Here is a 26,109-nt window from a genome sequence, read left to right as displayed (position 1 = left end):
TCTTTTCTTTTCAGTACGTGTTGCGGATGGACGCGAGAACGTCGGAGACACGGCTCGCGGCGAGTCCCGAAAGGCGCTCCAAGAGATCGCACGTGCTGGCAACCAAGGGCAGAATCACATGGTCGGGCAATTCGAACTCGTAATGGAAGAACTGCAAATCGAGCGTGGGACGCAATGCGATGCAGACGAATCGAATCGGGTGCTCGGTTTGCGTCTGGCCATCGATGAAGTCGGCGGAGGTGCGCTGCCGCGGGCCTTGGTCGCCGAGGCCGACATCGGCGCTCATGGGCCAATTGATGAAGACCAGGGACGAATCGAACAGCGATGTGTCCTCCGTGCGGCGGGACCAGCGCCGGATATCCGGAAGGGAAGCGTGGTGGTGCGCCGTCAGATCGGCCTGGATGCGCGGGATTTCCTGCACCCAATCGATGAGCCGTTGCTCGCCGGCGATGGGCACGTTCATGGGGAGAACGTTGGTGAAGATCCCCACCATGCGCTCGTAATCCAAGAGACTGGCCGAGCGACCCGACATCATGCTTCCGAACGACACGTGCGAGCGGCCGGTGTATCGGGCCAAAATGAGGCACCAGGCAGCCTGCACCAGGTTGTTCAACGTGACGCGCGCTCGTTTGGCCAGCGCGCGCAGCGAAGTGGTGGCCTCGGCCGAGATCGAGCGATCCTTGCGCAGGTAGGCACCGGCCTGCGCTGGGGGCAATCGCCTGCCACCGAGCGATTCGACGAGCGGCGTGACGCCGTCGAACGAGAGCATGGTGCGACGCCAAAAGCTCTCCGTCGCGGTGAGGTCGAGGGAACGCTGGTATTCGATGTACCGCCGATAAGGATTGGCCGGCGGCAGCCCGGAGGGGGCACGCCGAAGCATGGCATCGTAAAGGGTGACGAAATCCCCGAGAACGAAGGAGGCGCTCCACCCGTCGGAGAACATATAATGATAAAGCCAGACCATGACGACGTCGTCGGGTGCGGTTTGGAACAGGGCAATTCGGACGTGCCCCGGGCGCTCCAGGACGAAGCCTTCCTGTCGCAGTTCTTGGACCCACCGCTGGATCGTTTCGGTGCGCTCGGCCGCGGTCAATGCCGATACATCGTGGCGTTCGACGCGGAGGGGTGCGGGCGGATGGACGACCTGAAACGGCTCCGGCAGGTCCTGCCAGTGAAGCGACGAGCGAAACGAGGCGTGGCGCTCGGCGACGGCTTGCCAGGCGGCTTCGACGAGGTCCAGATCGATGGACCCGGGCGCGCGAAGCTGGGTCGTCATGTTTTGGACGTAGAGCCCCACGGGCGGATTCGATAACCGATTTCGAAGTTGCTCGCGCTGATACGCGGACAGCGGATACGCATCCTCGATGGGCGCCCCGGCGCGCGCGGCGATTCGTTCGAGCAGGGCAGGCGAGAGCTCGGGAATCGGCCGCGAGGGAACGACCGGCTCCTTTGCCGTGCCGCCATCCCGCATCGCGGCCGCGAGGGCGCGAATGGACTGGTGGCGCACGATGTCCTGGGGCGTGACGCGCAGGCCCGCCTCGTTGGCGCGTGCGACGACTTGGATGCTGAGCACCGAGTCACCGCCCAGCTCGAAGAAGCTGCTTTCGATGCCGACGCGTTCGAGGCCGAGAACCTGCGTCCAAATGGTGGCGAGCTCCCGCTCGGCCGCGGTGCGCGGTACGTCCTCCTCGGCAACCTCCGCCACGATGTGGACGGGGGGAGGCAGTGCATCGCGATCCAGCTTTCCGTTGGGCGATACCGGCAGCCGATCCAGGATCATGAAGGCGTGGGGGACCATGAATTCGGGAAGCTTGTCCCCGAGGTAGCTGCGCAGCTCGGGAACGAGCTTGCGCGCGAGCTTCGCGTGGAGCGGGTCGTTGTTGCGTGGGATGCCCGCCGTGTTCTCGTGGCCGAGCGCAGCGAGCACGCACGACGGCACGACGCTCGCGGCCCCGGCGCCCCCGTGCGGGGTGAGCACGACGTCGAAGTACTCGGGGTCATCGAACCCCGTCCAGAGCACGTCGATGTCGTAGGGAAGGCGCTCCGCGAGCGCGAAGAAGGACTCCGGACTTTCGCCGTCGTCGCCGCCTCGTGCTCCATCGACGATGGCGCCGAGGGGCTCGCCGTCGGGCGCCCTCCGCAGAGCCTTGAGCCGACGTGCGGCGGTGGTCAATCGACGATTTGGCACGCGCCGCACGTGAATCGGGCTGCGTTCGTGGCCCGGGAGTCGCTCCACGAGCCTTCCAAGGCTCTGCACATCGGTCGCCCAATCGAGGGTGACGGCGTTCTCGGAGGAGGCCCGCGGGGGGCGGCCGACATGCAGCCGCACGTCGTAGCGGAATCGTGTGAGCTCGTTGTCGGCGCGACCCCGCTTGAGCAGAATGCGCACGCCGGCGATGCGCGGAAACACCTTCTCGAGCTCGAGGAAGAACAGGGGCGAGAGCGCAAGCTCGTTGTCCTGGAACGTGCGCCGATCGATGCGCTGGCGGATTTGCGCCGCGGTCGCATCCGGGGCGGCATTCGCCATCTCCACGGAGGCGTGGAACGTCTCCAGCCGCGCATGATCGCGGATGTCTCCGAGAAAGATGGTGCCGCCGTCCTCGACCAGGGTCAGGCAACCGGCGATCACGCGCGCAAGGTAATCCGCGCTGGGAAAATACTGTGCGACCGAGTTCAGCACGACGGTGTCGAAGCTCCCCGGCTCGAGCCCATCGAAGCGCTCGGCGGAGCGCTTCTCGAGCGTGACGTTCCCGAGGTCTGCGGTGTGCGCGCGCAGGTAGCGCAACGCCGTTTCGGACGTGTCCGTGCCCAGGAACGACTCGCAATGCGGCGCAATTCGCTGGAGCAAAAGGCCCGTGCCGCATCCGATTTCGAGCACGCGGCGCGGTTTGGTCTCCAAGATACGCTCGACGGTGTGGACGGTCCACTCGAGCATCTCGTCCTTCGGAATCGGCTTTCCGTCGTAGCTACTGGTCCATCCCGCCAGGTTCAGCGCGGGATCGAGCTCGGCGTCGGGCGCGTCGTAGGCTCGATCGAAGACGTGCTCCCACTGGGATACGTGGTCGTCGGAGGCGGCCATGCCTTCGCGCGTGTCGCGCGTCGGGACCACGTACGCTGCGAGCTGTTGGCGCTCCTCGCCCGATGCATCTTGCGTCGGGCGCACCAGCACCGCCGCATTGGCGACGAGATCGTGCATGCGCAGCGCATGTTCGATCTCCTCGAGCTCGATGCGCAGGCCACGCAGCTTCACCTGCGAATCCAAGCGCCCCATGAAATCGACATCGCCGCTCGGCAGCCACCGCGCGCGATCGCCCGTTCGGTACATCTTCCGGCCCGGCGTGTCCGCGAACGGATCGCGAACGAATCGCTCGGCATCGAGCTCGGGGCGATTCAGATAGCCGCGCCCCACGTTGGTGCCGCCGATGTAGAGCTCTCCCGGGACGCCGATGGGGGCAGGCTGGCCGTGCACGTCGAGGATGTAAATCTGCGTATTCGCGATGGGCTTGCCGATGGGAACGGTCGGCGACGTATCCTCTTTTCGGCACTGCCAAAAGGTGACATCGACGGCGGCCTCGGTGGGGCCATACAGGTTGTGCATCTCCGCCGCCGGCAGCTTCGTGAAGAATCGGTCGCGAAACTCGGCCGGCAGCGCCTCGCCGCTGCAGACGACGCGCGTCAGCGAGGTGCACCTTGCGAACCCGGGATGATCGAGCATCAGTTGAAGCATCGACGGCACGAAGTGAATCGTGGTGATGCCCTCGCTCGTGATGGTCTCCGCGATGTACGCGGGGTCCTTGTGCCCCTCGGGGCGCGCCACCACGAGGCGCGCGCCGGTCATCAGAGGCCAGAAGAACTCCCACACCGACACGTCGAAGCTGAAAGGCGTCTTCTGCAGCACGCGATCGCCCGCCCCGAGCCCATAGGCGTCCTGCATCCAGAGCAGGCGATTGCAGATGCCTCGGTGCGTGTTCATCGCCCCCTTGGGAAGCCCCGTGGAGCCCGAGGTGAAGATCACGTAGGCCAAGTGCTCCATGCCCATGGCCACGGCCGGCCTTCGCGTCGGATACCCCGCCAGCTCCGACCCATCGTCCAGCTTCACGGTGCGCGTCGCGACATCGGAGAGCCGCGCGGTCAATCGCTCCGGAAGCCCCCGGTCCGTGAGCAACACCGGCACCGCCGTATCGCGGATCATGTGCTCCACGCGCCCGTCCGGATACGAGGGATCCAGCGGAACGTACGCGGCGCCGCTCTTCAGGACCCCCAGCAGCGCCACCACGAGGTTCAGCGAGCGCTCCGCGTAGACGCCCACGAGCGTATCCGGCCTCACGCCCGCGTCGACGAGCAAGTGAGCGAGCTGATTGGCGCGCGCATCGAGCTCGGCATAGGTCAAGGTTCGACCTTCGAACGACACCGCCACGGCATGCGGCGTCCGGTCGACCTGCGCTTCGATGTGCTCGTGGAGCGGGCGCGCCGGCCCGTAATCCTTTGCCGTATCGTTGAATCGGGTGAGCACGTCGAGGCGCTCCTCCGCGTCGAGCAGCGGGATCGCCGAAAGCGTGAGCTCGGGGCTTTCGGTGACCGACTCGAGCACCTTCACCAGATGCTTCGACATGCGGGCGATGGTCGCTTCGTCGAAGAGATCGGTGGCGTATTCGAAGGTCGCTTGCCACCTAGTGCCGATTTGCATCCATTGAAGCCAAATATCGAACTTGGATGTTCCCGAGGGGATCTCTCCAAAGGTCGACACGAGGCCCTCGATGGGCGTTTGCGTGATCGTATTTTGCAGCACCATCATGACCTGGAAGATGGGATTGCGGCTCGTATCCCGCTTGATCTCCAGCTCGTTCACCAGCCATTCGAAGGGCAGCTCCTGGTGCTGGAACGCCGCCAGCGAGCGGACGCGGATGCGGCCGAGCAATTCACGGAACGACGGATCGTTCGATAGATCGGTGCGCAAAACGATGGTGTTCGAAAAAAAGCCGATGAGCCCTTCGGTTTCGACACGGCCTCGATTCGCGATGGGCGAGCCCACGGCCACGTCGTCCTGGCCCGAATAGCGCGCGAGGAGCGTGGTGAACGCGGCCAGGAAGAACATGTACGGCGTGACGTCTTCGCGCAGGCAGGCAGACTGGATCGCGGGCGTCAGGGCCTCGGGCAACGCGAACTCCACGCGCGCCCCGCGGAAGGTCTGCACGGGCGGTCGCGGACGATCCGTCGGGAGCGCGAGGGGCGAAAGGCCGGTGAGTTCGCGCCTCCAGAAATCGAGGTCGGGCTTGCATGCGCCCTCCGCCAGCCGTTGCTGCTGCCACGTGGCGAAGTCGGCATATTGAATGGGAAGCTCCGGCAAGGGGCTGGGCTTGCCCGCGGCGTACGCGGCGTAGAGCGCGGCGAGCTCGCGGTTGAAGACACCGAGCGACCAGCCATCGGACACGATGTGGTGGATCGTGAACAGGCAAAGGTGCTCGTCGTCGGCAAGGCGCAGAAGCCGCGCGGCGAACAGCGGTCCGGATTCGAGCGGGAGGAGCTGCCTGGACTCGGACTGCAGCGCCTGGGAGGTTCGCGCGTCTCGTTCGGCCGGGGGCACGCCGCGCAGATCCTCGAACGCGATTTGGACTTCGAACGGTGCAGTGAGAATGGGCTTGGCGCGCCCTCCGGCGGTCGGGAAAATCGTTCGCAGCGTCTCGTGGCGGCGCACGATTTCGGTGAGCGCCCGCTGGAGTGCGGGCACATCGAGCCGGCCTTCGAAGCGTGCGAAGAAGGGGACGTTGTACGCGGGGCTTCCGGGGACGAGTTGATCGAGGTACCAGAGACGCTGCTGCATCGACGAGAGCGGTGCGCCGTTTTCCGTACGGGTCGCGCGCGGGATGTCGACCTTCGTCGCCTCTGCACCGCCGCGTTTCCATCGTGCAAGGAGTGCGCGTTTCGCGGAGGACATGTCATGGGAGCGCGTCGCCCCGGCGTCATCATCGGGCATGGATTCCTCGGTTTGCTTGGGCGTAGGTCGAAAGGAGCCGCTCGGCCTCCCCGTCGGATAGCTCGTCGAGCGCGGCAACGAGGTGCTCCTCGATGCGAGGTGCCAGGGCCGCGATGGTGGGGTTTCCGAAGAAGAGATCGAAACGGATCGGAACGGGAAACGATCGTTTGAGGCGTGCGAGCACTTGGCCTGCAAGGGCGGAGTTGCCGCCGAGCTCGAAGAAGTCGTCATGGATGCCGACCTCGCGAATGCCGAGCACCTGTCCCCAGGCCTCGGCGAGGACGCACTCGATGTCCTCCTTGGGGGGCACGTAGGGCGTCGAGAGCGGCGGTCGCGGATGCAGGGGCGCTCCGGAGGGACCACTGGATGCATCGGTGGCCTGGGCCGCGTCCGTCGCGCCGTCGTGGGAGAATCGCCGGCGCTGGAAGGCGTACGTCGGAAGCGGGATCGCTTTCGCGGACGGGAGAACCTTGGACCAGTCGAGCGCGTGACCATGGGCGTGGAGCTTCCCGAGCGAGAGAAGCCATCGCTCGAGCGTGCCGTTGCCCCGCTCGAGTGAATCGACGACGGCGCCTGCCACACCGCGGGTGTCGAGCGCCTCTTGCAGGAGCAGCTCGAGCACGGCGTTCGGGCTTACCTCGACGAAGAAGCGATAATCGTCGGTGAGGAGCCTTTGCGTGGCCGCCGCGAAGAGCACCGGCTGGCGCAGGTTCCGGTACCAGTACGCGCCGTCGAGCGTGTGGCCTTCGACCGGTTCGCCGGTCACGCTGGAGTAGATCGGCACCGTCGCCGCGCGCGGCGAGAGCCCGCGGAGGTGCTGCGCGAGCTCCTCGCGAAACACTTCGACCTGAGGGCCGTGGGAGGCATAATCCACGCGGATTTTGCGCGCAAAAATGGGAGGCGTCGAAGTTTCCGCGAGCCCCGCAAGAAGCGCGTCGACGGCCTCGGGATCGCCCGATACCAGCGTGGTGTGCGGGCCATTGATGCCGGCGATGGTGATGCGTCGCTCGAGACGCGACAGCCGCGCTTCCAGATCGTCCGCGGGCAGCTCGATGGACGCCATGGCGCCTTTTCCTCGAATGGCGCAGAGGGTACGGCTTCGCAGCGCCACGACCTTGGCGGCATCCTCGAGCGACAAGGCCCCTGCGACGTAGGCCGCCGCGATTTCGCCTTGGCTATGTCCGACGACGGCATCGGGCTCGACCCCGGCCGCGCGCCACATGGCGGCGAGCGACACCATGACGATGAAAAGCAGCACTTGCGCGACGTCGACCCGATCGAGCGATGGGGCTTCGCTGTCCGCATCGCCGCGCAGAATCGCCAGAGGTGACCAGCCCGTGTGGGGCAAGAGCGCGCGATCGCATGCTTCGACGCACGCGCGAAAGGCGCTCTGCGCCGGAGCGTGCTCGCCCGGCGCGAGCAGAGCACGCGCCATCTCGGTCCATTGCGAGCCCTGGCCTGGAAAGACGAAGACCACTTTGCCTTGCGGTATTCGCCGGCCCACCCGCACCTGGGGTACGATTTGGTCCTGCGCAATGGCTCGAAGGCCTTGCACGAGCGAATGGCCATCACGTGCCACGACGACGGCGCGATGCGCGAAGTGCGTTCGCGTCGTGGCCAGCGAGTACGCGAGATCGGCCAAGGTGGCGTCAGGTGTCGATGCGACGTGCGCGGAGAGACGCTCGGCTTGCGCCCGCAACGCCGTCTCGGACGGGCCCGAGAGCACGAAAGGAAGCGCGGCACCTTCGCTGCTCTCCTCGGGCGCGGGAGCGGGAGGCGGCGCTTCCTCCAGCACGACGTGGGCATTGGTCCCACTGACGCTGAAGGAGGACACGCCGGCGCGCCGCGGCCGCCCGTGCATCGTCCAGGGCAAGGCCTCCTTCAGCAAGCGGACGGTCCCAGGCGACCATTCCACGTGCGGCGAGGGCGTGTCCGCATGCAGCGTCTTCGGCAGCAGCCCGTGCTGCATGGCGAGCACCATCTTCATCACGCCGCCGACGCCCGCGGACGCCTGCGTGTGCCCGATGTTGGACTTGAGCGAGCCAAGCCACAGCGGATTCTCCTTGGAATGCGCTTCTCCGTAGGTGGCGAGCAACGCGTGCGCCTCGATGGGATCCCCGAGCGCGGTGCCCGTGCCATGGGCCTCGACCGCATCGACCTCGCTCGCCGAAATGCGCGCGGCCTCGAGCGCCTGGCGGATCACACGCTGCTGCGCGGAGCCGTTGGGCGCGGTAAATCCCTGGCTCTTGCCGTCCTGATTCACCGCCGAGCCGCGAAGGACGGCCAGCACCGGGTGCCCGTTGCGCTGCGCATCCGAGAGCCGCTCGAGGAGAAGGAGCCCGAGTCCGTCGGCCAACCCCGTCCCATTGGCATCGGTGGAAAATGCGCGGCTGCGGCCATCGGGCGAGAGCGCACCCAGTCGGCAGAACTCGAGGAACATGACGGGCGTGGCCATCAACGTGACCCCCCCGGCGAGGGCAAGCTGGCAGCTACCATCGCGCAGCGCCTGGCAGGCGAGGTGGATCGACACGAGCGACGAGCTGCACGCGGTATCGACGGTGATGGCTGGCCCTTCGAGCCCGAACTTGTACGCGATGCGCCCGGAAGCTGCACTGCCGGCGCTGCCGAGAAGCGATTGCGTCTCCGGGGCGAGGCGGCGAAGGTAATCGTTGGCGAAGATGCCCACGAAGACACCGGTCGGCGATCCCTGGAGGCTCGAAGGAACGATGCCGCCACGCTCGAAGGCTTCCCACGCTGCTTCCAGGAGCAGCCGCTGTTGTGGATCGATGCTCGTGACGTCTTGTGGGGCGATCCCGAAGAAGGCGGCGTCGAACGCGTCGGTATCCTGGACGAAGGCACCCCGGCGCACGTACGACTTGCCGGCCTTTCCCTGCTCCGGATCGTAGATGGTCTCCACGTTCCATCCGCGGTCGTCGGGGAAGTCGGAGGTGGCGTCGCGTCCCTCGCGCAAGACCTCCCAGAGGCCCTCGGGCGACTGCACGCCGCCGGGAAAACGGCAGCTCATGGAGACGATGGCGATGGGCTCGTTGCGACGTTCTTCGAGCTCGTGCAGTTGCGTCTTGAGCGTATGAAGCTCGTGGGTAAGCCGTTTCAGATACTGGACGAGTTTTTCCTCACGATCCGCGGACATCGGGCTCGCCTCCAAATTGCTGGTCCAGGATGTGAAAGAGCTCGTCGACGTTGGCGGAATCGAGCTTCTCCGCGAAATCGGGCGCGCCCCGTTCGCTCGTCCACTTCGTCACGAGCGCCCGCATGCGAAGCGTAAGCATCTCCCGCGCGGCCTCGTTGGCATGGAGCGCCATCAGGGCGCTCTCGAGCTTGTCGACCTCCGAGGCGATGGTGTGCGAGCTCGAGGCGGCGCCCGCGTCCACGAGCTGCGCGAGAATGAATTTCGTGAGCGCGGCGGGCGTCGGCTGCTCGAAGAGCAAGGTGGCGTGAAAGCGCAGCCCGGTGGCAGCCCCGATCCGGTTTCGCAGCTCCAGCGCCATGAGCGAATCGAGCCCGAGCTCCTGGAGCGGACCATCGGCCTCGATGGCGTGGGTCGACGCGAGCCCCATGACGCTGGCGATCTCGCCGTACACGACGCTGGAGAGCGCTCGCTCACGCTCGGCCGGAGGCAGTCCGGCGAGGCGTTGTGCGAGCGAGGACGACGGCGTCGACGTCGAGGATGGCACAGCGCGGTTTCGAACGAGCCCCCGGAACGCCGGTGAGAGGGCCGCGGGCACGAGGGTGGCGTCCGGACGAACGAGCGCGGCGTCGAAAAGGGCGAGCCCTTCGTCGCTCGAAAGCGCGCGAACGCCACTGCGCGCGATGCGCTGGCGGTCGGCCTGGCCGAGGTGCGAAGTGAGGCCCGATGGCTGGTCCCAGTAGCCCCAATCGAGTGCGATGGCAGGTAGATCGCTCGCCTTGCGATGGTGGGCGAGTGCGTCGAGGAAGGTGTTGGCGGCCGCATAGTTGGCCTGGCCCGGACTTCCGAGGACGCCGGCAAGCGAGGAGAAGAGAACGAAGGCGTCCAGATCGCGCTCGCGGGTCAATTCGTGCAGGTGGAACGCCGAATCGAGCTTCGCGCGCAAGACGTGGTGCAGTCTCTCCGGCGTGAGCGCGGTGACGAGGCCATCGTCGAGCGCACCGGCGGCATGGATGACCGCGGTGAGCGGGCGGCCGGAGGGAATGGCGGCGAAGAGCGCTTCGAGCGCGGCGCGGTCGGAGGCGTCGCAGGCGGCGATGGTAACGGTCGCCCCGGCGGATTCGAGCTCGCGCTGGAGTGCCTGCGCCCCGGGAGCCGCCAAACCTTGGCGCGAGACGAGGAGGAGGTCTTCGACCCCGTGGTTCTTGACGAGATGCCGTGCGACAAGCGCGCCGAGCGCTCCGGTGCCCCCGGTGACGAGCACCGTGCCTTCCCGGAAGAAGGGGCCGCTCGGGATGTTCTCGGAGGCGACGCGTGCGAGCCTCGGAACGAGGCGCTGGCCATGCCGGAGGGCGAGTTGGGGCTCGCTGGAATCGAGTGCGCCGTGGAGAGCGCGGCGTGAGGCATCGGTGTCGTCGGTGTCCACGAGCAGGATGGTTCGCTGCGGGTGTTCGGCTTGCGCCGAGCGGACGAGTCCCCAAAGAGGCGCGTGGACGAGATCGCGCACGTCTTCGTCGGGGCGCGCGGCCATCGCACAGTGGGTGAGCAGCACCAGGGTGCCCGAGGCCGAGCGCTCGTCGGCCAACCAGGCTTGAAGCTGTTCGAGCGCGTCTTCGGTGGCACGGTGCGCATCGACCACGATGTTGGCGGAGGACATGGGGTCGAAGCGAAGGAGGGTGACCTCCGAAGGCGCCTCGGGTGGCGGCGAGGGGGCCTCGACCCATGCCACGCGGTGGAGGTCACGGGCCGTGGCGCTTGGGAGGAACCGCTCCGCGGGCGCGCGTCGCCCGGTCAGGCCGACGATGGCGGCCACCGGAGCACCGTTCGCGTCCCACAATGCGAGATCGCCCACCGAACCGTCCGCATCGAGGCTGGCGTCCTCGCGTCGGACGAATTCCGCCCAGCACGGCATCGCACGATGTCCGTGCCAGACGACCCGCTCGATGGCGAAGGGCAAGAGTGGCGTACGGTTCGAGTCTTCCGCGCGACTTGCGGCGGCACCGATGACGCTGCCGACCCCGAATGCATTGTCGAGGAGCCCGCCCGGAAGGGGCGCATCGTCCGAGGGCACGCCTTCGGGGGCTTCCAAATAGCCGAGCCCTGTCCGTTCCCGCACCTGGGCGAGGCGACGAAGCCATTGCCATTGCGGCCCCCAATCCACGGAGAGCTCGCGCAACGTTTCGAGCATGCCTGCGACCCCGGCGGAATCGTCGCCCAGGGTGAGCGCATGGTTGGCCGCCGGCCGCTCCACACCGCGGGAAAGCGTGGCGGTGGCGTGCGTCGTCCACGCGGCGTCGTAGGAGGTGGAGACCGTGGCCGAGAACGCAGGGGCATCGCCCTCGCACGGCGTGAGATGGACGTGGAGGGTGACGACGTCGGAAGGTGAATCGAAGGTCAGGGCGCGGACGAATTGGACATCGCGCAGCTCGAGAGGTTGCCCCGGCCAGTGGGACTCGGCGACCGCGAGAAGCACGGCGACATGAAAGGCGCCCGCCGCGACCAGATGTCCGTGAACGGCGTGGTCGACGAGGTAGGGTTGAGCGCCCGGCCCGACGTCGACGACGTGAAGAACGGAGCCATCGGGAAGATCGAGCCGGCGTCCCGCGAGCGGGTAACGCCCCGCGGGTGCTTGGTTTCGAACGGGCTTCGGGGCATCGAGCCAGAAGCGCTCTCGTTGGAAGGCATACGTGGGAAGCGGCACGCGCTGCGGATGGAACGGTGCGAAGAAGGCCGGCCAATCGACGGGGATCCCGCGGGTGTGCAAGGCGCCGAGCGCGGACACCAGAGCGTCGACGCCGCGTTGCTCGTGCAGGGTGTGAACGAAGGAGAGCTCTCCCTCGAGGCAAGCTTGCGCGAGCGGCGAGAGGATCCCGTGCGGGCCCACCTCCAGGAACGTGGTCACGCCCTCGGAATGGAGGGTGCGCACGCCCTCGAGGAAGCGAACGGCGTGACGGGCATGGCGCACCCAGTACTCGGCCGAAGCGATATCGGACGGGTCGATGCGGCGTCCCGTGACGTTGGAGACGATGGGGATGCGCGGAAGCGCGTAGGAGAGCTTTTCGGCCTCGCGACGGAAGTCGTCCAGCATGGGCTCGACGCGCGCCGAGTGAAAGGCGTGGCTTACCCCCAGCCGCGAGGTTTTTCGTCCGAGGCCCTCGAAGTGCAGGGCGATGGCTCGAACGGCCTCATCATCGCCAGCGATGACCGTGGAATTCGGAGCATTGACCGCCGCCACATCGACGCGGGGGTCGAGGTGAGGCCGGATCTCGTCTTCCGATGCCTGCAGGGCCACCATCGCACCGCCCGGGGGAAGCGCCTGCATCAACCGCGCGCGCGCGGCCACGAGGGTGCATGCATCCCGAAGGGACAGCACGCCGGCAACATGGGCGGCCACGAGCTCTCCAATCGAGTGACCGAGGAGGAAATCGGCACGAAGGCCCCAGCTCTCGAGCAGCCGGAAGAGCGCCACCTCGAGGGCAAAGAGAGCCGGCTGCGTGAAGCCCGTCTCGTGGATCGGCGAGGCCTCCGGCGAACCCGGGATCGCGAAGAGGACATCGCGCAAGGGTCGAGCGAGGTGCGGGTCGAACTCCGCGCAAACCGCATCGAGTGCATCCCGAAAGACCGGGAAAGCCTCGTACGGAGCGCGCCCCATGCCGGGGTGCTGGCTGCCCTGGCCGGTGAAAAGCATGGCGAGCTTGCCGGTCGCAGAGGCGCGGCCTTCCGTGGCGGAAGAGGGGAGAGCTCGCGCGAAACCATCGAGGGCCGTGAGCAACGCATCGCGGCCGTCGGCGACGAAGGCGGCGCGGTGCTCGAAGAGGGAGCGCGTGGTGACGAGCGACGAGGCGACATCCGCGAGGGCGAGCTCGGGATGCGTCAAAAGATGCGCGTGCAATCGATTCGCCTGCGCACGCAGCGCCGCGTCGCTCTTGGCCGAGAGGAGCATCGGCATGGCGATTTCCGGCGCCGCCGCAGGTGTCTCTGGCCGCGCCGGCGCGTGAAGCGGCGGAGCTTCCTCGACGATCACGTGCGCATTGGTCCCCGAGATGCCAAATGAGGACACGCCGGCGCGTCGTGGCCGGCCGTGCGGGGCTTGCCCCGCCGGCCCTTCAACGCAGCCGTTGCTGGTCCACGGGACGGCTTGCTGCAGCAGGCGGACGGTTCCGTCGGACCAATCGATGTGGGGCGACGGCGATTGCGCGTGCAAGGTCTTCGGCAAGAGCGCGTGCTGGAGCGCGAGGACCATCTTGATGACGCTGCCGACGCCGGCGGCGGCCTGGGCATGGCCGAGATTGGACTTGAGGCTCCCGAGCCAAAGCGGCGTTTCCCTGGAATGCGCCTGTCCGTAGGTGGCAAAAATGGCCTGGGCCTCGATGGGATCGCCCAAGCGGGTGCCGGTGCCGTGCGCTTCCACGGCATCGACGTCGGCGGGTGAAAGGCTGGCGTGGCTCAACGCCAGGCGAATGACCCGCTGTTGCGCGGGGCCATTCGGAGCGGTCAGCCCCTGACTCTTTCCATCCTGATTGACGGCCGAGCCGCGGAGCAAGGCCAGAACGGGATGGCCATGTTTCTGGGCATCGGAGAGCCGCTCCAAGAGAAGCATCCCCGCGCCCTCGGACCATCCCGTCCCATCGGCGTCGGCGGAGAACGACTTGCATCGCCCATCGGGGGACATGGCACGCTGGCGGCTGAATCCGACGAACATCCCCGGCGTGGCCATGACGGTGACACCGCCAGCGAGTGCGAGGGCGCACTCCCCTTGACGCAAGGCTTGGCAAGCGACGTGAATGGCCACGAGCGACGAACTGCACGCCGTGTCGACGCTGATGGCAGGTCCCTCGAGCCCGAGTGCGTACGCGATCCGCCCCGAGGCGGCACTCGGCGCGCTTCCAATGCCGACGTACCCTTCGAGGTCGTCCGGCGCCTCGGTCAGTCGCGCACCGTAGTCGCTGTGGCAGATGCCCACGAAGACACCGGTTTGCGATCGCGGAAGCGACCTGGAATCGATACCGGCCCGCTCCAGCGTCTCCCAGGAAAGCTCGAGCAAGAGTCGCTGTTGCGGATCGATGGCGAGCGTCTCGCGCGGGCTGATGCCGAAGAACGCGGGATCGAACTGGTCCGCGTCGTGGAGAAAGCCGCCCTCGCGGGCATAGGTCTTCCCCACGGCCTCCGGATCCGGATCGTAAAGCTCGTCGAGGTTCCAGCCTCGATTGTGGGGGAATCCCGAAACGACGTCGCGCCCGTCGCGCACGAGTTCCCAGAGATCGTCGGGCGTGCGGACACCGCCCGGAAAGCGACAACCCATGGCCACGATGGCAATCGGGTCACGCGCTTTTTCTTTCGCGTCTTCCGCCTCCTTCGCGCTTTGCCGCCGCTGTTGCAGTTCGACGACGGCTTGTTCGAGGCGTTGGCGAAGCTTGGCTTCCATGGCAGTCATGCGGCGGATCCTTGGCCGGTGGCGAGTTCTTCATCGAACATGTTCAAGAGCTCCTCATCGGTGAGCGCGCGCAGCTGGCCGGCGAGTCCGGCACCATCGGATGCGGCCTCCGCGTCACCTCGTCGAACGAGCTTTTCGAGCAGCAGTTTCGTCAGCGCCCTCGGGGTGGGGTAATCGAAGAGCAGGGTGGGCGGCAGCCGCAATCCCGCGGCGGCACCGAGTCGGTTTCGCAAGTCCACGGCCATGAGCGAATCGAGCCCCAGCTCGTGCAGCGGACGCTCGCCGTCGAGGGCCGCCGTTGCCGGAAGCCCCAAGACGATCCCCACCTCGCTGGCCACGAGCTCGAAGAGCGTCCGCTCGCATTCCCCCGACGGCATCGTGGCAAGGCGCTGCTCGAGCGTCGAGGCGGCGGCCGGAGGCGCCGACCTCGCCCGAACGAGCCCTCGGAGCATCGGAGCAAGCGCGTGGCTGCGAGCCGCGCCCTCGATCCGATGGGCATCGATCGGCGCCGGCACGAGTGCCGCGTCGGTGCGACCGAGTGCGGCATCGAAGAGGGCGAGTCCCTCGTCGTCCGAAAGGGCACGGAAACCACTGCGGGCGATGCGCCGGCGATCGGCTTCGCCGAGGTGCGCCGTGAGGCCGGAAGCCTGGGCCCAATAGCCCCAATCCAGTGCGAGCGCGGGCAGGCCGCTTGCCTTGCGATGGTGCGCGAGGGCGTCGAGAAAGGCGTTGGCCGCCGCGTAATTCGCTTGCCCCGGACCACCGAGCACGCCGGAGAGCGACGAGAAGAGCACGAAGGCATCGAGGTCGAGCTCGCGCGTCAGCTCGTGCAGGTGGAAGGCGGCATCGAGCTTGGCGCGCAAGACGGGGTGGAGTCGTTCGGGCGTGAGCGCGGCCAGAACGCCGTCGTCGAGCGCGGCGGCTGCATGCACGACGGTGGAGAGCGGGTGCTCGGGTGCGATGGACGCGATGAGCGTCCGGAGGGCGTCGCGGTCGGCGACGTCGCAGGCGGCGAGGGTGACGGCGGCGCCGGCGGATTCGAGCTCCCGTTGGAGGAGCGCGGCGCCCGGCGCGGAGGGACCGTGCCGCGAGACGAGGAGAAGGTGTTTCACCCCATGGCTCTCGACGAGATGCCGCGCGAGCAGCGACCCGAGGGCACCCGTTCCACCCGTGATCAGCACGGTGCCTTCGGGACGGAAATCGCGCCGCGTGGACTCGGCGGTGGCACGCGCCAGCCGAGGGACGAGGCGCTGGCCATCGCGAAGGGCGAGCTGCGGCTCGGTGGAATCGAGTGCCCCATGGAGCGCGCGGCGCGAGGCCTCGGTGTCGTCCGTGTCGACGAGGAGAATCGTGCGGTCGGGGTTTTCGGCTTGTGCAGAGCGGACGAGCCCCCACAGTGGGGCATGGACGAGATCGCGAATGTCTTCGTCGGGGTGCGCGGCGATGGCGCGGTGGGTGAGCATCACGAGGGTGGCCGAGGCCTGTCGCTCGTCTGCGAGCCACGCTTGGAGCTGCGCGAGGGCAAGCTCGGTAGCCTGGTGTGCATCGGCCACGACGTGCGCGGACGACGTGGCGATGAAGGGGAGGACGGTGACCTCGGAATGGGCCTGCGATGAAGGCGGCGGTGCCTCGACCCACGTCACACGATGAAGGTTGCGCGCGGGCAGGTTTGGAAGAAATCGCTCCGCGGGCGCCCGGCGGGACATGAGGCCCGTGATCGTCGCGACGGGCGAGCCGTCGGCATCCCATAGTGCGATATCGCCCACGGAGTGCTCCCCGCGCAGGGCGAAATCGGCCCAGCACGCCGTGCCGCGGTACCCGTACCAAACGAGCCGCTCGACACCAAAGGCCAACAGGGGAGCGGTGCCTGCGCCTTGATTCGGGTGTGCACCGAGAAGGCACGGGAGCCCCACACCGAAGGCGCTGTCGAGGAGCCCGCCGGGGAGGGGCGCATCGTCCGTGGATGCGCCCTCGGGTGCTTCCAAATAACCGAGCCCGGTCCGCTCCTGCGCGGACGCGAGGCGACGGATCCAGTGCCATCGGGGCCCCCACTCCACGGAGAGCTCGTGCAAGGACCCGAGCACGCTCGCCACATCGGAGGCATCCCCCGCGATGACCCGAGGCTGCGGAGACGCCGATGGCCGTCGGGCGGTGGATTCAACGGGGGCGAGGGTTGCCGTGGCGTGGGTGGTCCAAACGTGGTCGCGCTGGGTGGAGACCGCTGCGGAGAACGCCGGCCGATCGCCCGCGGACGGCGTGAGTTGGACGCAGAGGGTCACGACGTCCGACGGTGCGTCGAAGATCAGCGCCCGAACGAATTGCACATCGCGCAGCTCGAGAGGTTGCCCCGGCCAGTGCGACTCGGCGATGGCGAGCAGCACGGCGACGTGAAAGGCCCCCGCCGCGACCACGTGACCATGAACGACGTGATCGGCCAGGTAGGCCTGGGCGCCGGGGCCGACATCGACGGAGTGAAGGATCGAGCCATCGGGAAGATCGAGCCGCTGTCCGGCGAGCGGGTACCGTCCGGCGGGGGCGTGTTTCTTGGCGGGCTTCGGCGCATCGAGCCAAAAGCGTTCCCGTTGAAAGGCATAGGTGGGAAGCGGGACGCGCTGCGCCTGGAACGGCGCGAAGAAGGCCGGCCAATCGAGATGGTGTCCGCGCGTATGCAGCGTGCCGAGCGCGGAGAGGAGCGACCCCACCTCGGATCGATCGCTGCGCAATGCGGGGGCGAAGCAAGCGCGGTCCTGTACTTCGCCCGACAGGGCGTCGTGTGCCAGGGCGCAGAGAACGCCGCTGGGCCCGAGCTCGAAGAAGGCGGTGACCCCGTCGTCTTCGAGGGCACGCACGCCGTCGAGAAAGCGGACGGCATCACGGACATGGCGCACCCAGTAATCCGGTGAGGCGAGCTCGGCGTCGGATGCGTGTGCGCCCGTCAGGTTGGAGATGATGGGAATGCGCGGAGCGTGGAAGGAGAGGCCGCGCGCAACGCGGCCGAAGTCGCCCAGCATGGCGTCCATGCGATGGGAGTGAAAGGCATGGCTCACACGCAAGCGCGACGTCTTGCGGCCGAGGCTCGAGAAGTGAGCGGCGAGCTCGAGCACCGCATCTTCATCGCCGCTGATGACGGTGGAGGCAGGGCCGTTGAGTGCGGCGATGGAGACACGGCCCTGGGCCGCCTCCAGCTGCGCGGCGATCTCGCCCTCGGAGGCTTGCACGGTGACCATGGCGCCCCCGGGCGGAAGGGCTTGCATGCATCGAGCGCGGGCCGAGACGAGTGCACACGCATCCTCGAGGGAGAGGACCCCGGCAACGTGGGCCGCGACGAGCTCACCGATGGAGTGGCCGAGGAGGACGTCGGGCCGAAGACCCCACGACTCGACGAGGCGAAAGAGCGCCACCTCGAGCGCAAACAAGGCCGTCTGCGTAAAGGCGGTGTGATGCAGGCGAGCATCGTCGGGCGCGAAGAGCACCTCGCGCACCTCGGGCAAATGCGGATCGAAGTGGGCCATGACGGCGTCGAGCGCATCGCGAAACCGTGGAAACGCGTCGTACAGCGCACGGCCCATCGCATGCCGCTGGCTGCCCTGGCCGGTGAAAAGCACGGCGAGCTTGCCGGTCGCAGAGGCGCGGCCTTCCATGGCGGAAGAGGGGAGAGCTCGCGCGAAACCATCGAGGGCCGTGAGCAACGCATCGCGGCCGTCGGCGACGAAGGCGGCGCGGTGCTCGAAGAGGGAGCGCGTGGTGACGAGCGATGAGGCGACATCCGCGAGGGCGAGCTCGGGATGCGTCAAAAGATGCGCGTGCAATCGATTCGCCTGCGCACGCAGCGCCGCGTCGCTCTTGGCCGAGAGGAGCACCGGCATGGCGATTTCCGGCGCCGCCGCAGGTGTCTCTGGCCGCGCAGGCGGGTGAAGCGGCGGAGCTTCCTCGACGATCACGTGCGCATTGGTTCCCGAAATGCCAAATGAGGACACGCCGGCGCGTCGCGGCCGGCCGTGCGGGGCTTGCCCCGCCGGCCCTTCAACGCAGCCGTTGCTCGCCCACGGGACGGCTTGTTGCAACAGGCGGACGGTTCCATCGGACCAATCGATGTGGGGCGAGGGTGATTGCGCATGCAAGGTCTTCGGCAAGAGCGCGTGCTGGAGCGCGAGGACCATCTTGATGACGCTGCCGACGCCGGCGGCGGCCTGGGCATGCCCGAGATTGGACTTGAGGCTCCCGAGCCAAAGCGGCGTTTCCCTGGAATGCGCCTGCCCGTAGGTGGCAAAAATGGCCTGGGCCTCGATGGGATCGCCCAAGCTGGTGCCGGTGCCGTGGGCCTCTACGGCATCGATGTCGGCGGGTGAAAGGCCGGCATGGCTCAACGCCAGGCGAATGACCCGCTGTTGCGCGGGCCCATTCGGAGCGGTCAGTCCCTGACTCTTTCCATCCTGATTGACGGCCGAACCGCGGAGCAAGGCCAGAACGGGATGGCCATGCTTCTGGGCATCGGAGAGCCGCTCCAAGAGAAGCATTCCGGCGCCCTCCGACCACCCCGCGCCATCGGCGTCGGCGGAGAACGACTTGCATCGCCCATCGGGCGCCCCCGCGCTGTCCACACTCATCTCGAGGAAGGTCGACGGGGTGGCCATGACCGTGACGCCACCCACCAAGGCCAGCGAGCATTCCCCTTGCCGCAAGGCCTGGCTCGCGAGATGAATCGCCACGAGGGACGAGCTGCACGCCGTGTCGACGCTGATGGCCGGCCCCTCCAGCCCCAGGGTGTACGCGATCCGGCCCGAGGCGACGCTCCCGAAGCCTCCAATGCTCACGTAGCCGCGCAGGGCCTCGAGATCGGCCGGCGACACCCGTTGGGTGACGTAGCCGTTCTCGAAGAGCCCCACGAAGACGCCGCATGACGTCCCTTGGAGCGAGGCCGGATCGATGCCCGCACGTTCCAGTGCCTCCCACGAGAGTTCGAGCACCAGTCGCTGCTGCGGATCGATGGCGAGCGTCTCGCGTGGACTGATGCCGAAGAACTCCGGATCGAACCGATCGGCATCGTGAAGAAAGCCTCCTTCGCGCGTGTAGCGCTTTCCGCAAGCTTGGCCCGAAGCAAAGAGCTCGTCGACGTCCCACCCGCGGTTGTCGGGGAACGCCGAGATGGCATCCCTTTCCTGGAGCAGCAGCTGCCAAAGATCCTCGGGTGTGTCGACGCCGCCAGGGTAGCGACACGCCATGGCCACGATGGCGATCGGATCGTCTTTCACCGAGAGGGGCAGCGAGACCGCGTCCGCCTTCGGCGCGGTTTGGTCCGTGTCGTCGCCCCGAAGCTGCCGGGCCAGAAAGCGCGCCAGGGCGTGGGGCGTCGGGTGGTCGAACAGCAGCGTGGCGGGCAGTCTCGAACCGCAGTGGGTCGCAAGCCGGTTTCGCAGTTCGACGGCCATGAGGGAATCGAGCCCGAGCTCGCGGAGCGGCCGCCGTTCCTCGAGAAGGCCCGATGCGGGAAGCCCCAGAACGGCGCCCACCTCCGCACGAAGGATCTCGAGCAGCTTCTGTTCGCAGTCGGCGGCGGGCAGGGCGCGAAGGCGCTGTTCGAGTGTTGCGTCACCCGCTGCAGCCGCAGCGCGCCGCAGCCGGTTCGGAGCGCGGCCGAGACCGCGCAGCATCGTCCCCAGCGATTCGCCCCGCGCCGCACGCACCCCGAGCGCGGCCACATCGATGGCCGCCGCGACCAGCGCCGCATCGGGACGCGCGAAGGCCGCATCGAAGAGCGCGAGCCCTTCGTCCGATGCGAGCGCACCGAGCCCGTCGCGCGCCCATCGCTGCAGATCGGCCTCGCGAAGGTGCGCGGTCAGGCCCGTCTTCTGGGCCCAGTAGCCCCAGTCGATCGACACGGCGGCAAACCCCTGCGCGCGACGATGGTGCGCCAGCGCGTCGAGAAAGCTGTTCGCCGCCGCATAACTCGCTTGACCGGCGCCGCCGAGGATACCCGAGAAGGAGGAAAAGAGGACGAAGGCATCGAGGTCGAGCTCGCGCGTGAGCTCGTGCAAATGGAGCGCACCATCGAGCTTGGCGCGGAGCACGGCGTGGACCCGCTCGGGCGTGAGGGACGTCAGCACGCCATCGTCGAGCGCCGCCGCGGTGTGGACGACGGCCGTGAGGGCGCGCTCGCGCGGAATGCTCGCGAGGAGCCCTTCGAGCGCACCTCGGTCGGCCACGTCGCACGCCGCCAAGGTCACGGAGGCACCGGCCGATTCCAGCTCGCGCTGCAGATCCTCCGCCCCCGGCGCCGCGGCGCCCTGCCGTGACGTCAGGAGCAGATCCCGCACCCCGAGCTCGTGCACGAGGTGCCGTGCCAGCAGCGCACCCAAGGTACCCGTCCCGCCGGTCACGAGAACCGTTCCCGCCGATGCCGTGATCGTGCGCGGAAGCGTGAGGACGACCTTCCCGACGTACTTCGCCTGGGCGAGCCCGCGAAAGGCTTGCAGCGCATGCCGAACGTCGTACGCCGTGATGGGCGGCGGACGAAGGATGCCGCGTTCGAACAGCGCCAAGAGCTCGCCGAGCATTCGCTGGATGCGATCGGGGCCCGCCTCGAAGAGATCGAACGCGCGATAGGCCACGCCCGGATGCTCGGCGGCGACCGCCTCCGGATCGCGGATGTCGCTCTTCCCCATTTCGAGAAAGCGCCCGCCCTCGGGTGACACCAGGCGAAGCGACGCATCGACGAACTCGCGCGCGAGGCAGTCGAGGATGACGTCGAAGCCTCGTCCTCGAGTCGCCACGCGGAAGCGCGGCTCGAAGTCGAGATCGCGCGAGGACGCGATGTGCGCATCGGAAAGCCCGAAGGCGCGAAGCGTCTCCCACTTGCCGGGGCTCGCGGTGGCGAAGACTTCCGCTCCGAGGTGGCGAGCGATCTGCATCGCCGCCGTGCCCACCCCGCCGGCGCCGGCATGGATGAGCACACGCTCGCCCGGCTGAAGGCGTCCCAGGTCGACGAGCGCATAGTAGGCTGTCAGAAAGACGATGGGGACGCTCGCAGCCTCGGAGAAGGACCAGCCGGGCGGCATGCGAACGAGCATCCGATGGTCCGCCACCGCGACGGGGCCGAAGGCGGCGTCGAACACGCCCATGACGCGCTCGCCGACGGCGATGCCGGAGACGCCGGGCCCGATCTCGAGGACGATGCCCGCTCCCTCCGATCCCAGAGCTCGCACGTCGCCTGGCAGCAAACCAAGGGCCGCGACCACATCGCGAAAGTTGAGCCCTGCCGCGCGCACGGCGACCCGGATCTGTCCGTGGGCAAGCGGCGCTTGGGGATGCGGCGCGAGCACGAGGCTCTCGAGGGTCCCCTTGGCCGGAATGTCCAGACGCCACTCCGAATCCGCCGGTGGAACGAGAGCGTCGTGCACCCGAGCGCGCTCCAATCGCGGAACGAGCGTGCGGCCCTGGCGCAGGGCGAACTGGGGCTCCGTGGCATCGAGCTCGATTCCCCGATCGAGCGCGCTGCGCGATGCCTCATGGTCATCGGTGTCGACGAGAAGCAGGGCGCGGTCCGGGTTCTCCGATTGGGCGGAGCGAACGAGTCCCCAAAGTGGGGCATGGACGAGGTCTTGAACCGCTTCGTTGGGATGCGCAGCCATCGCACGCCGCGTGAGCACGACCAGCGCGCACGAAACGAGTTGCTCGTCGGCCAGCCACGCTTGCAGAAGGGCGAGGGCGCGCACCGTGGCTTCGTGCGCCGCGCGAGCCAAATCCGCCGCCTCGGACGGGCGCGTCGCCACGAACGAAGCCACGATGACGTCCGGCACGGGCGCGCCCTTGGCGAGCGCATCGCCGAGGGCTGCAATGTCCGCATAGCCATCGTCCGTGCCGAGCCACACCCAGTGCCCGGCCCGTGCCGGCGCCATGGGGATCTCGGACCAGTCGACTCGGAAAAGCGCTTCCTTTCGCGTCTGCAGAATCCCGCGAAGCTTGTCCCCGGACACGGACCGCACGGTGAGCGACTCGATGGCGGCCACCGCCTCGCCCGTGGCATCCGCGATGTGGAGCGCGACGCTTTCGGGAGAGCGTCGCTCGATGCGAACACGCAACGCGCAGGCATGCGTCGCGTAGAGGGAGACGCCCGACCAGGAAAAAGGCATCGTCACGCCGCCGGCACCGGAGCGCTCGAGCGCCAGCGCGTGCAGCGCCGCGTCGAGCCGCGCCGGATGCAGCATGAAATGGCCGCTCGAAGACCGATCTTCCGGAAGCTCCACCTCGGCAAAGAGGTCTTCTCCACGCTCCCAGGTCGCCTTCAGCCCTCGGAATTCGGGGCCATACGCGAGCCCCGCGGCCGAGAGGCGCTCGTACAGCCCATCGAGAGACACCGGTGTCGCGCCTGGCGGTGGCCACGCGCGCAGCTCGTCACGCGAGGGCAGGGCCGACGTGAGCGTGCCCGTCGCGTGCCGCGTCCACGCCGCATCGCCCTCGTTCGAGCTTTCCGGGCGAGCATGGATGGCGAGCGACCTTCGTCCGGCTTCGTCCGCCGCGCCGACCGACACCTGCACCCGCACCGCACCGTGCGCCGGCAGTGCGAGGGGCGTCTCCAGCGCGAGCTCTTCGACGCCATCGAGCCCCACGCGCTGCGCCGCCAGCAGCGCAAGCTCCAGGAACGCCGTTCCAGGTAGAATCACGGTACCAAAGACCTGGTGACCGGAAAGCCACGGCTGCTCCGACCGCGATACGCGACCGGCCAGCAGATACCCTCCGCTGTCCGCGAGCGGTGTGGCTGCACCCAACAGCGGATGGTCCGCCGAGCCCAGACCCGCCGAGGCCAGGTCCGCAACGTGTGCCTTCGGGCGATCGAGCCAGAATCGTTCCCCCTGGAACGCATACGTCGGGAGGTCCACACGTCGCGGACGTACCGGTCGAAAGAACGCCGCCCAGTCGACGCGATGACCGCGCGCATGCAGCTCACCGAGCGACAGAAGAAGCCGCGCGAGGTCCCCTTGATCGCGGTGGAGCGAGGCGACCACGGCCGATGGCGCGTCGGCCTCCTCGAGGGTCTCGGTCAACGCGAGCGTCAGAACGGGATGGGGACTGATCTCGACGAAGTAGCGGTGCCCGTCTCGAAGCAGCCTTCGCGTGGTGTCTTCGAAGTGCACCGTTCGTCGAAGGTTTCGAAACCAATACGCGGCATCGAGCTCGGTTCCCTCGAGCGTGCCGCCCGTGACGGTGGAGTAAAATGGGATGTGGCTCGGGCGCGGCACGATGCCGGCCAGCTCGGAGACGAGCTCGCGCTCGAGAGGCTGCACGTGCGCGCCGTGCGACGCGTAGTCGACGCGGATCTTTCGAGCAAAGACCTGGGCCGTGGTCAGCTCGCGCAGCAACGCATCGATGGCCTCCGGATCGCCCGAAACCAACACCGCGCGCGGACTGTTCACACCGGCGATGGACAATCGTTCCCCAAAGGGCGCGAGGTAAGCTTGCAGTGCGGGCTCCCCCAGCTCCACGGCGGCCATGGCCCCCGTGCCCGCCAATCGCCGGAGCAGCCGGCTCCGCAGGAGCACGACCTTGGCGGCGTCCTCGAGAGAAAGGGCTCCTGCGACGAAGGCTGCCGCTATCTCGCCCTGGCTATGGCCGACCACGGCGTCGGGCACGATTCCCATGGATCGCCAGAGCGCGGCCAGGGCGATCATCACCGCGAAGAGCGCGGGCTGAACGACATCGACGCGTTCGAGCTGCGCACCATCGCCCTGGAGAACCGCGAGCAGCGACCAGTCGACGTGCGCCGAGAACGCGCGCTCGCAGGCTTCGATCTGCTCGCGAAAGATGGGAGCACCCTCGAGCAGCGCCCTCGCCATGCCCTGCCACTGCGAACCTTGTCCTGGAAAAACGAACACGACGAGACCGTCGCCGGCCGGACTCCCCGTGACCGCACCCGACGTCGGCAAACCGCGGGCGAAGGACGCGAGCGCGGCGATCAGCTGCGCGCGATCGCGGGTGACGAACGCGGCGCGGTGCTCGAAGTGGGAGCGCGTCGTCGCGAGTGAATAGGCGACGTCGACCCGTGCTCGATCCGGGTGGGCGACGAGGTAGGCATGCAGCCGATCGGCTTGCGCCCGCAGCGTCGCTTCGCTCTTCGCCGAAAGCAGCATGGGCCACGGTGACCCTTCGTCGAGGGGGCTCGCTGACTCGGCGCCCTCGACCTGCGCGGGCGCTTCCTCCAGAATGATGTGGGCATTCGATCCGGAGACGCCGAAGGACGACACGCCCGCACGGCGCGGCCTCCCTTTCGGGGGCCACGGAACGGCCTCGGTCAAGAGACGAACGGTACCCGGCGACCAATCGATGTGCGGCGACGCCGTTTCCGCGTGCAGCGTCTTGGGCAAAAGCTGGTGCTGCAGCGCGAGCACCATCTTGATCACGCCGCCGACCCCGGCGGCCGCCTGCGTGTGCCCCAGATTGGACTTCAGACTTCCCAACCAGAGGGCCTCGTCCCGAGAACGCCCCTCGCCATAGCTGGCCAAGAGCGCGTGCGCCTCGATGGGATCGCCGAGGCTCGTCCCCGTGCCGTGGGCTTCCACGGCATCGACGTCGTGCGCACCGAGTCGAGCATTCTCCAGGGCCTGACGAATGACGCGCTCCTGCGCGGGCCCATTCGGTGCCGTCAGTCCTTGGCTCTTGCCATCCTGGTTGGTGGCCGACCCGCGGACCACGGCGAGAACGCGATGTCCGTTTCGCGTGGCGTCCGAAAGCCGCTCCAGCAGCAGCACGCCGACGCCCTCGCTCCAACCCGCGCCGTTCGCCTCGGCCGCGAACGCACGGCAACGCCCATCGGGCGCACCGGCCCCCAGATCGGCCGGTCCATCGAACGCGCTTTGCGTCGCCATGACGGTGACGCCCCCCGCCAGGGCCAGCGAGCACTCGCCTTGGCGCAAGGACTGGCACGCCAGATGAATCGCCACCAACGACGAACTGCATGCCGTGTCCACGCTGATCGCCGGACCTTGCAGCCCGAACGCGTACGCGATGCGACCGGAAGCCACGCTCGGGGAACGGCCCGTGAGCAGGTGGCCCTTCGAATCGACGGCCCCGCTCTCGGAAAGGCGCCGGTCTGCGTTGTAGTGGTTGCCGAAGATGCCGATGAAGACCCCCGTCGGGCTGCCTTGCAGCGAGGAGGCATCGAGGCCGGCACGCTCCAGGACTTCCCACGACGTTTCGAGCAGCAGGCGCTGCTGCGGATCGATGGTCAGTGCCTCGCGCGGGCTGATGCCGAAAAATGCCGCGTCGAAACGGCCCGCATCCTCGAGAAAGCCACCTTGCCGGACGCGCGGTGTCGCATCGTCGTCGAAACTCCACCCGCGGTCTTCGGGAAAGTCCGCGATCACGTCTTCACCGTCGCGCAAGACCCTCCACAGATCGTCCGGAGAGTTCACGCCACCCGGAAAGCGACATCCCATGGCCACGATGGCGATCGGTTCCCGCGCGGCCTTGACGAGCTCGCGATTTCGCTCGCGCATCTTTTCGTAGTTCGTCACCGCGCTGCGGAGCGCCTCGACGAGATCGTCTTGGGAATGACTCATG

4 protein-coding genes are annotated in these 26,109 nt (G+C 67.9%); all 4 read right to left on the bottom strand.

Annotated features, from left to right (window positions below; genetic code table 11):
• Window positions 1–10: 10 nt before the first annotated feature.
• The 4 genes from LVJ94_21545 to LVJ94_21530 are packed head-to-tail and all read right to left on the bottom strand — an operon-like array spanning window position 11 to window position 26,108.
• Window positions 11–5,974, bottom strand: a complete 5,964-nt coding sequence (locus LVJ94_21545; GenBank protein ID WXB09802.1) for an amino acid adenylation domain-containing protein — start codon at window positions 5,972–5,974, stop codon at window positions 11–13.
• Complete coding sequence (locus tag LVJ94_21540; GenBank protein WXB09801.1) at window positions 5,964–9,125, bottom strand: acyltransferase domain-containing protein; 3,162 nt, start codon at window positions 9,123–9,125, stop codon at window positions 5,964–5,966. The genes LVJ94_21545 and LVJ94_21540 overlap by 11 nt, the downstream gene beginning before the upstream one ends.
• Entirely contained in the window at window positions 9,109–14,556 is a 5,448-nt protein-coding gene (locus LVJ94_21535) for an SDR family NAD(P)-dependent oxidoreductase (GenBank protein ID WXB09800.1), read from the bottom strand. Before LVJ94_21535 ends, LVJ94_21540 begins: the two co-directional genes overlap by 17 nt.
• Complete coding sequence (locus tag LVJ94_21530) at window positions 14,553–26,108, bottom strand: SDR family NAD(P)-dependent oxidoreductase (protein WXB09799.1); 11,556 nt, start codon at window positions 26,106–26,108, stop codon at window positions 14,553–14,555. The genes LVJ94_21535 and LVJ94_21530 overlap by 4 nt, the downstream gene beginning before the upstream one ends.
• Window position 26,109: the final 1 nt, after the last annotated feature.

Source organism: Sorangiineae bacterium MSr11367, assembly GCA_037157805.1.
GTDB classification, from domain to species: Bacteria; Myxococcota_A; Polyangia; order Polyangiales; family Polyangiaceae; genus Pendulispora; species Pendulispora rubella.
The sequence above is the reverse complement of the archived record's forward strand: the minus strand, read 5'-3'. Positions and strand labels throughout refer to the sequence as shown.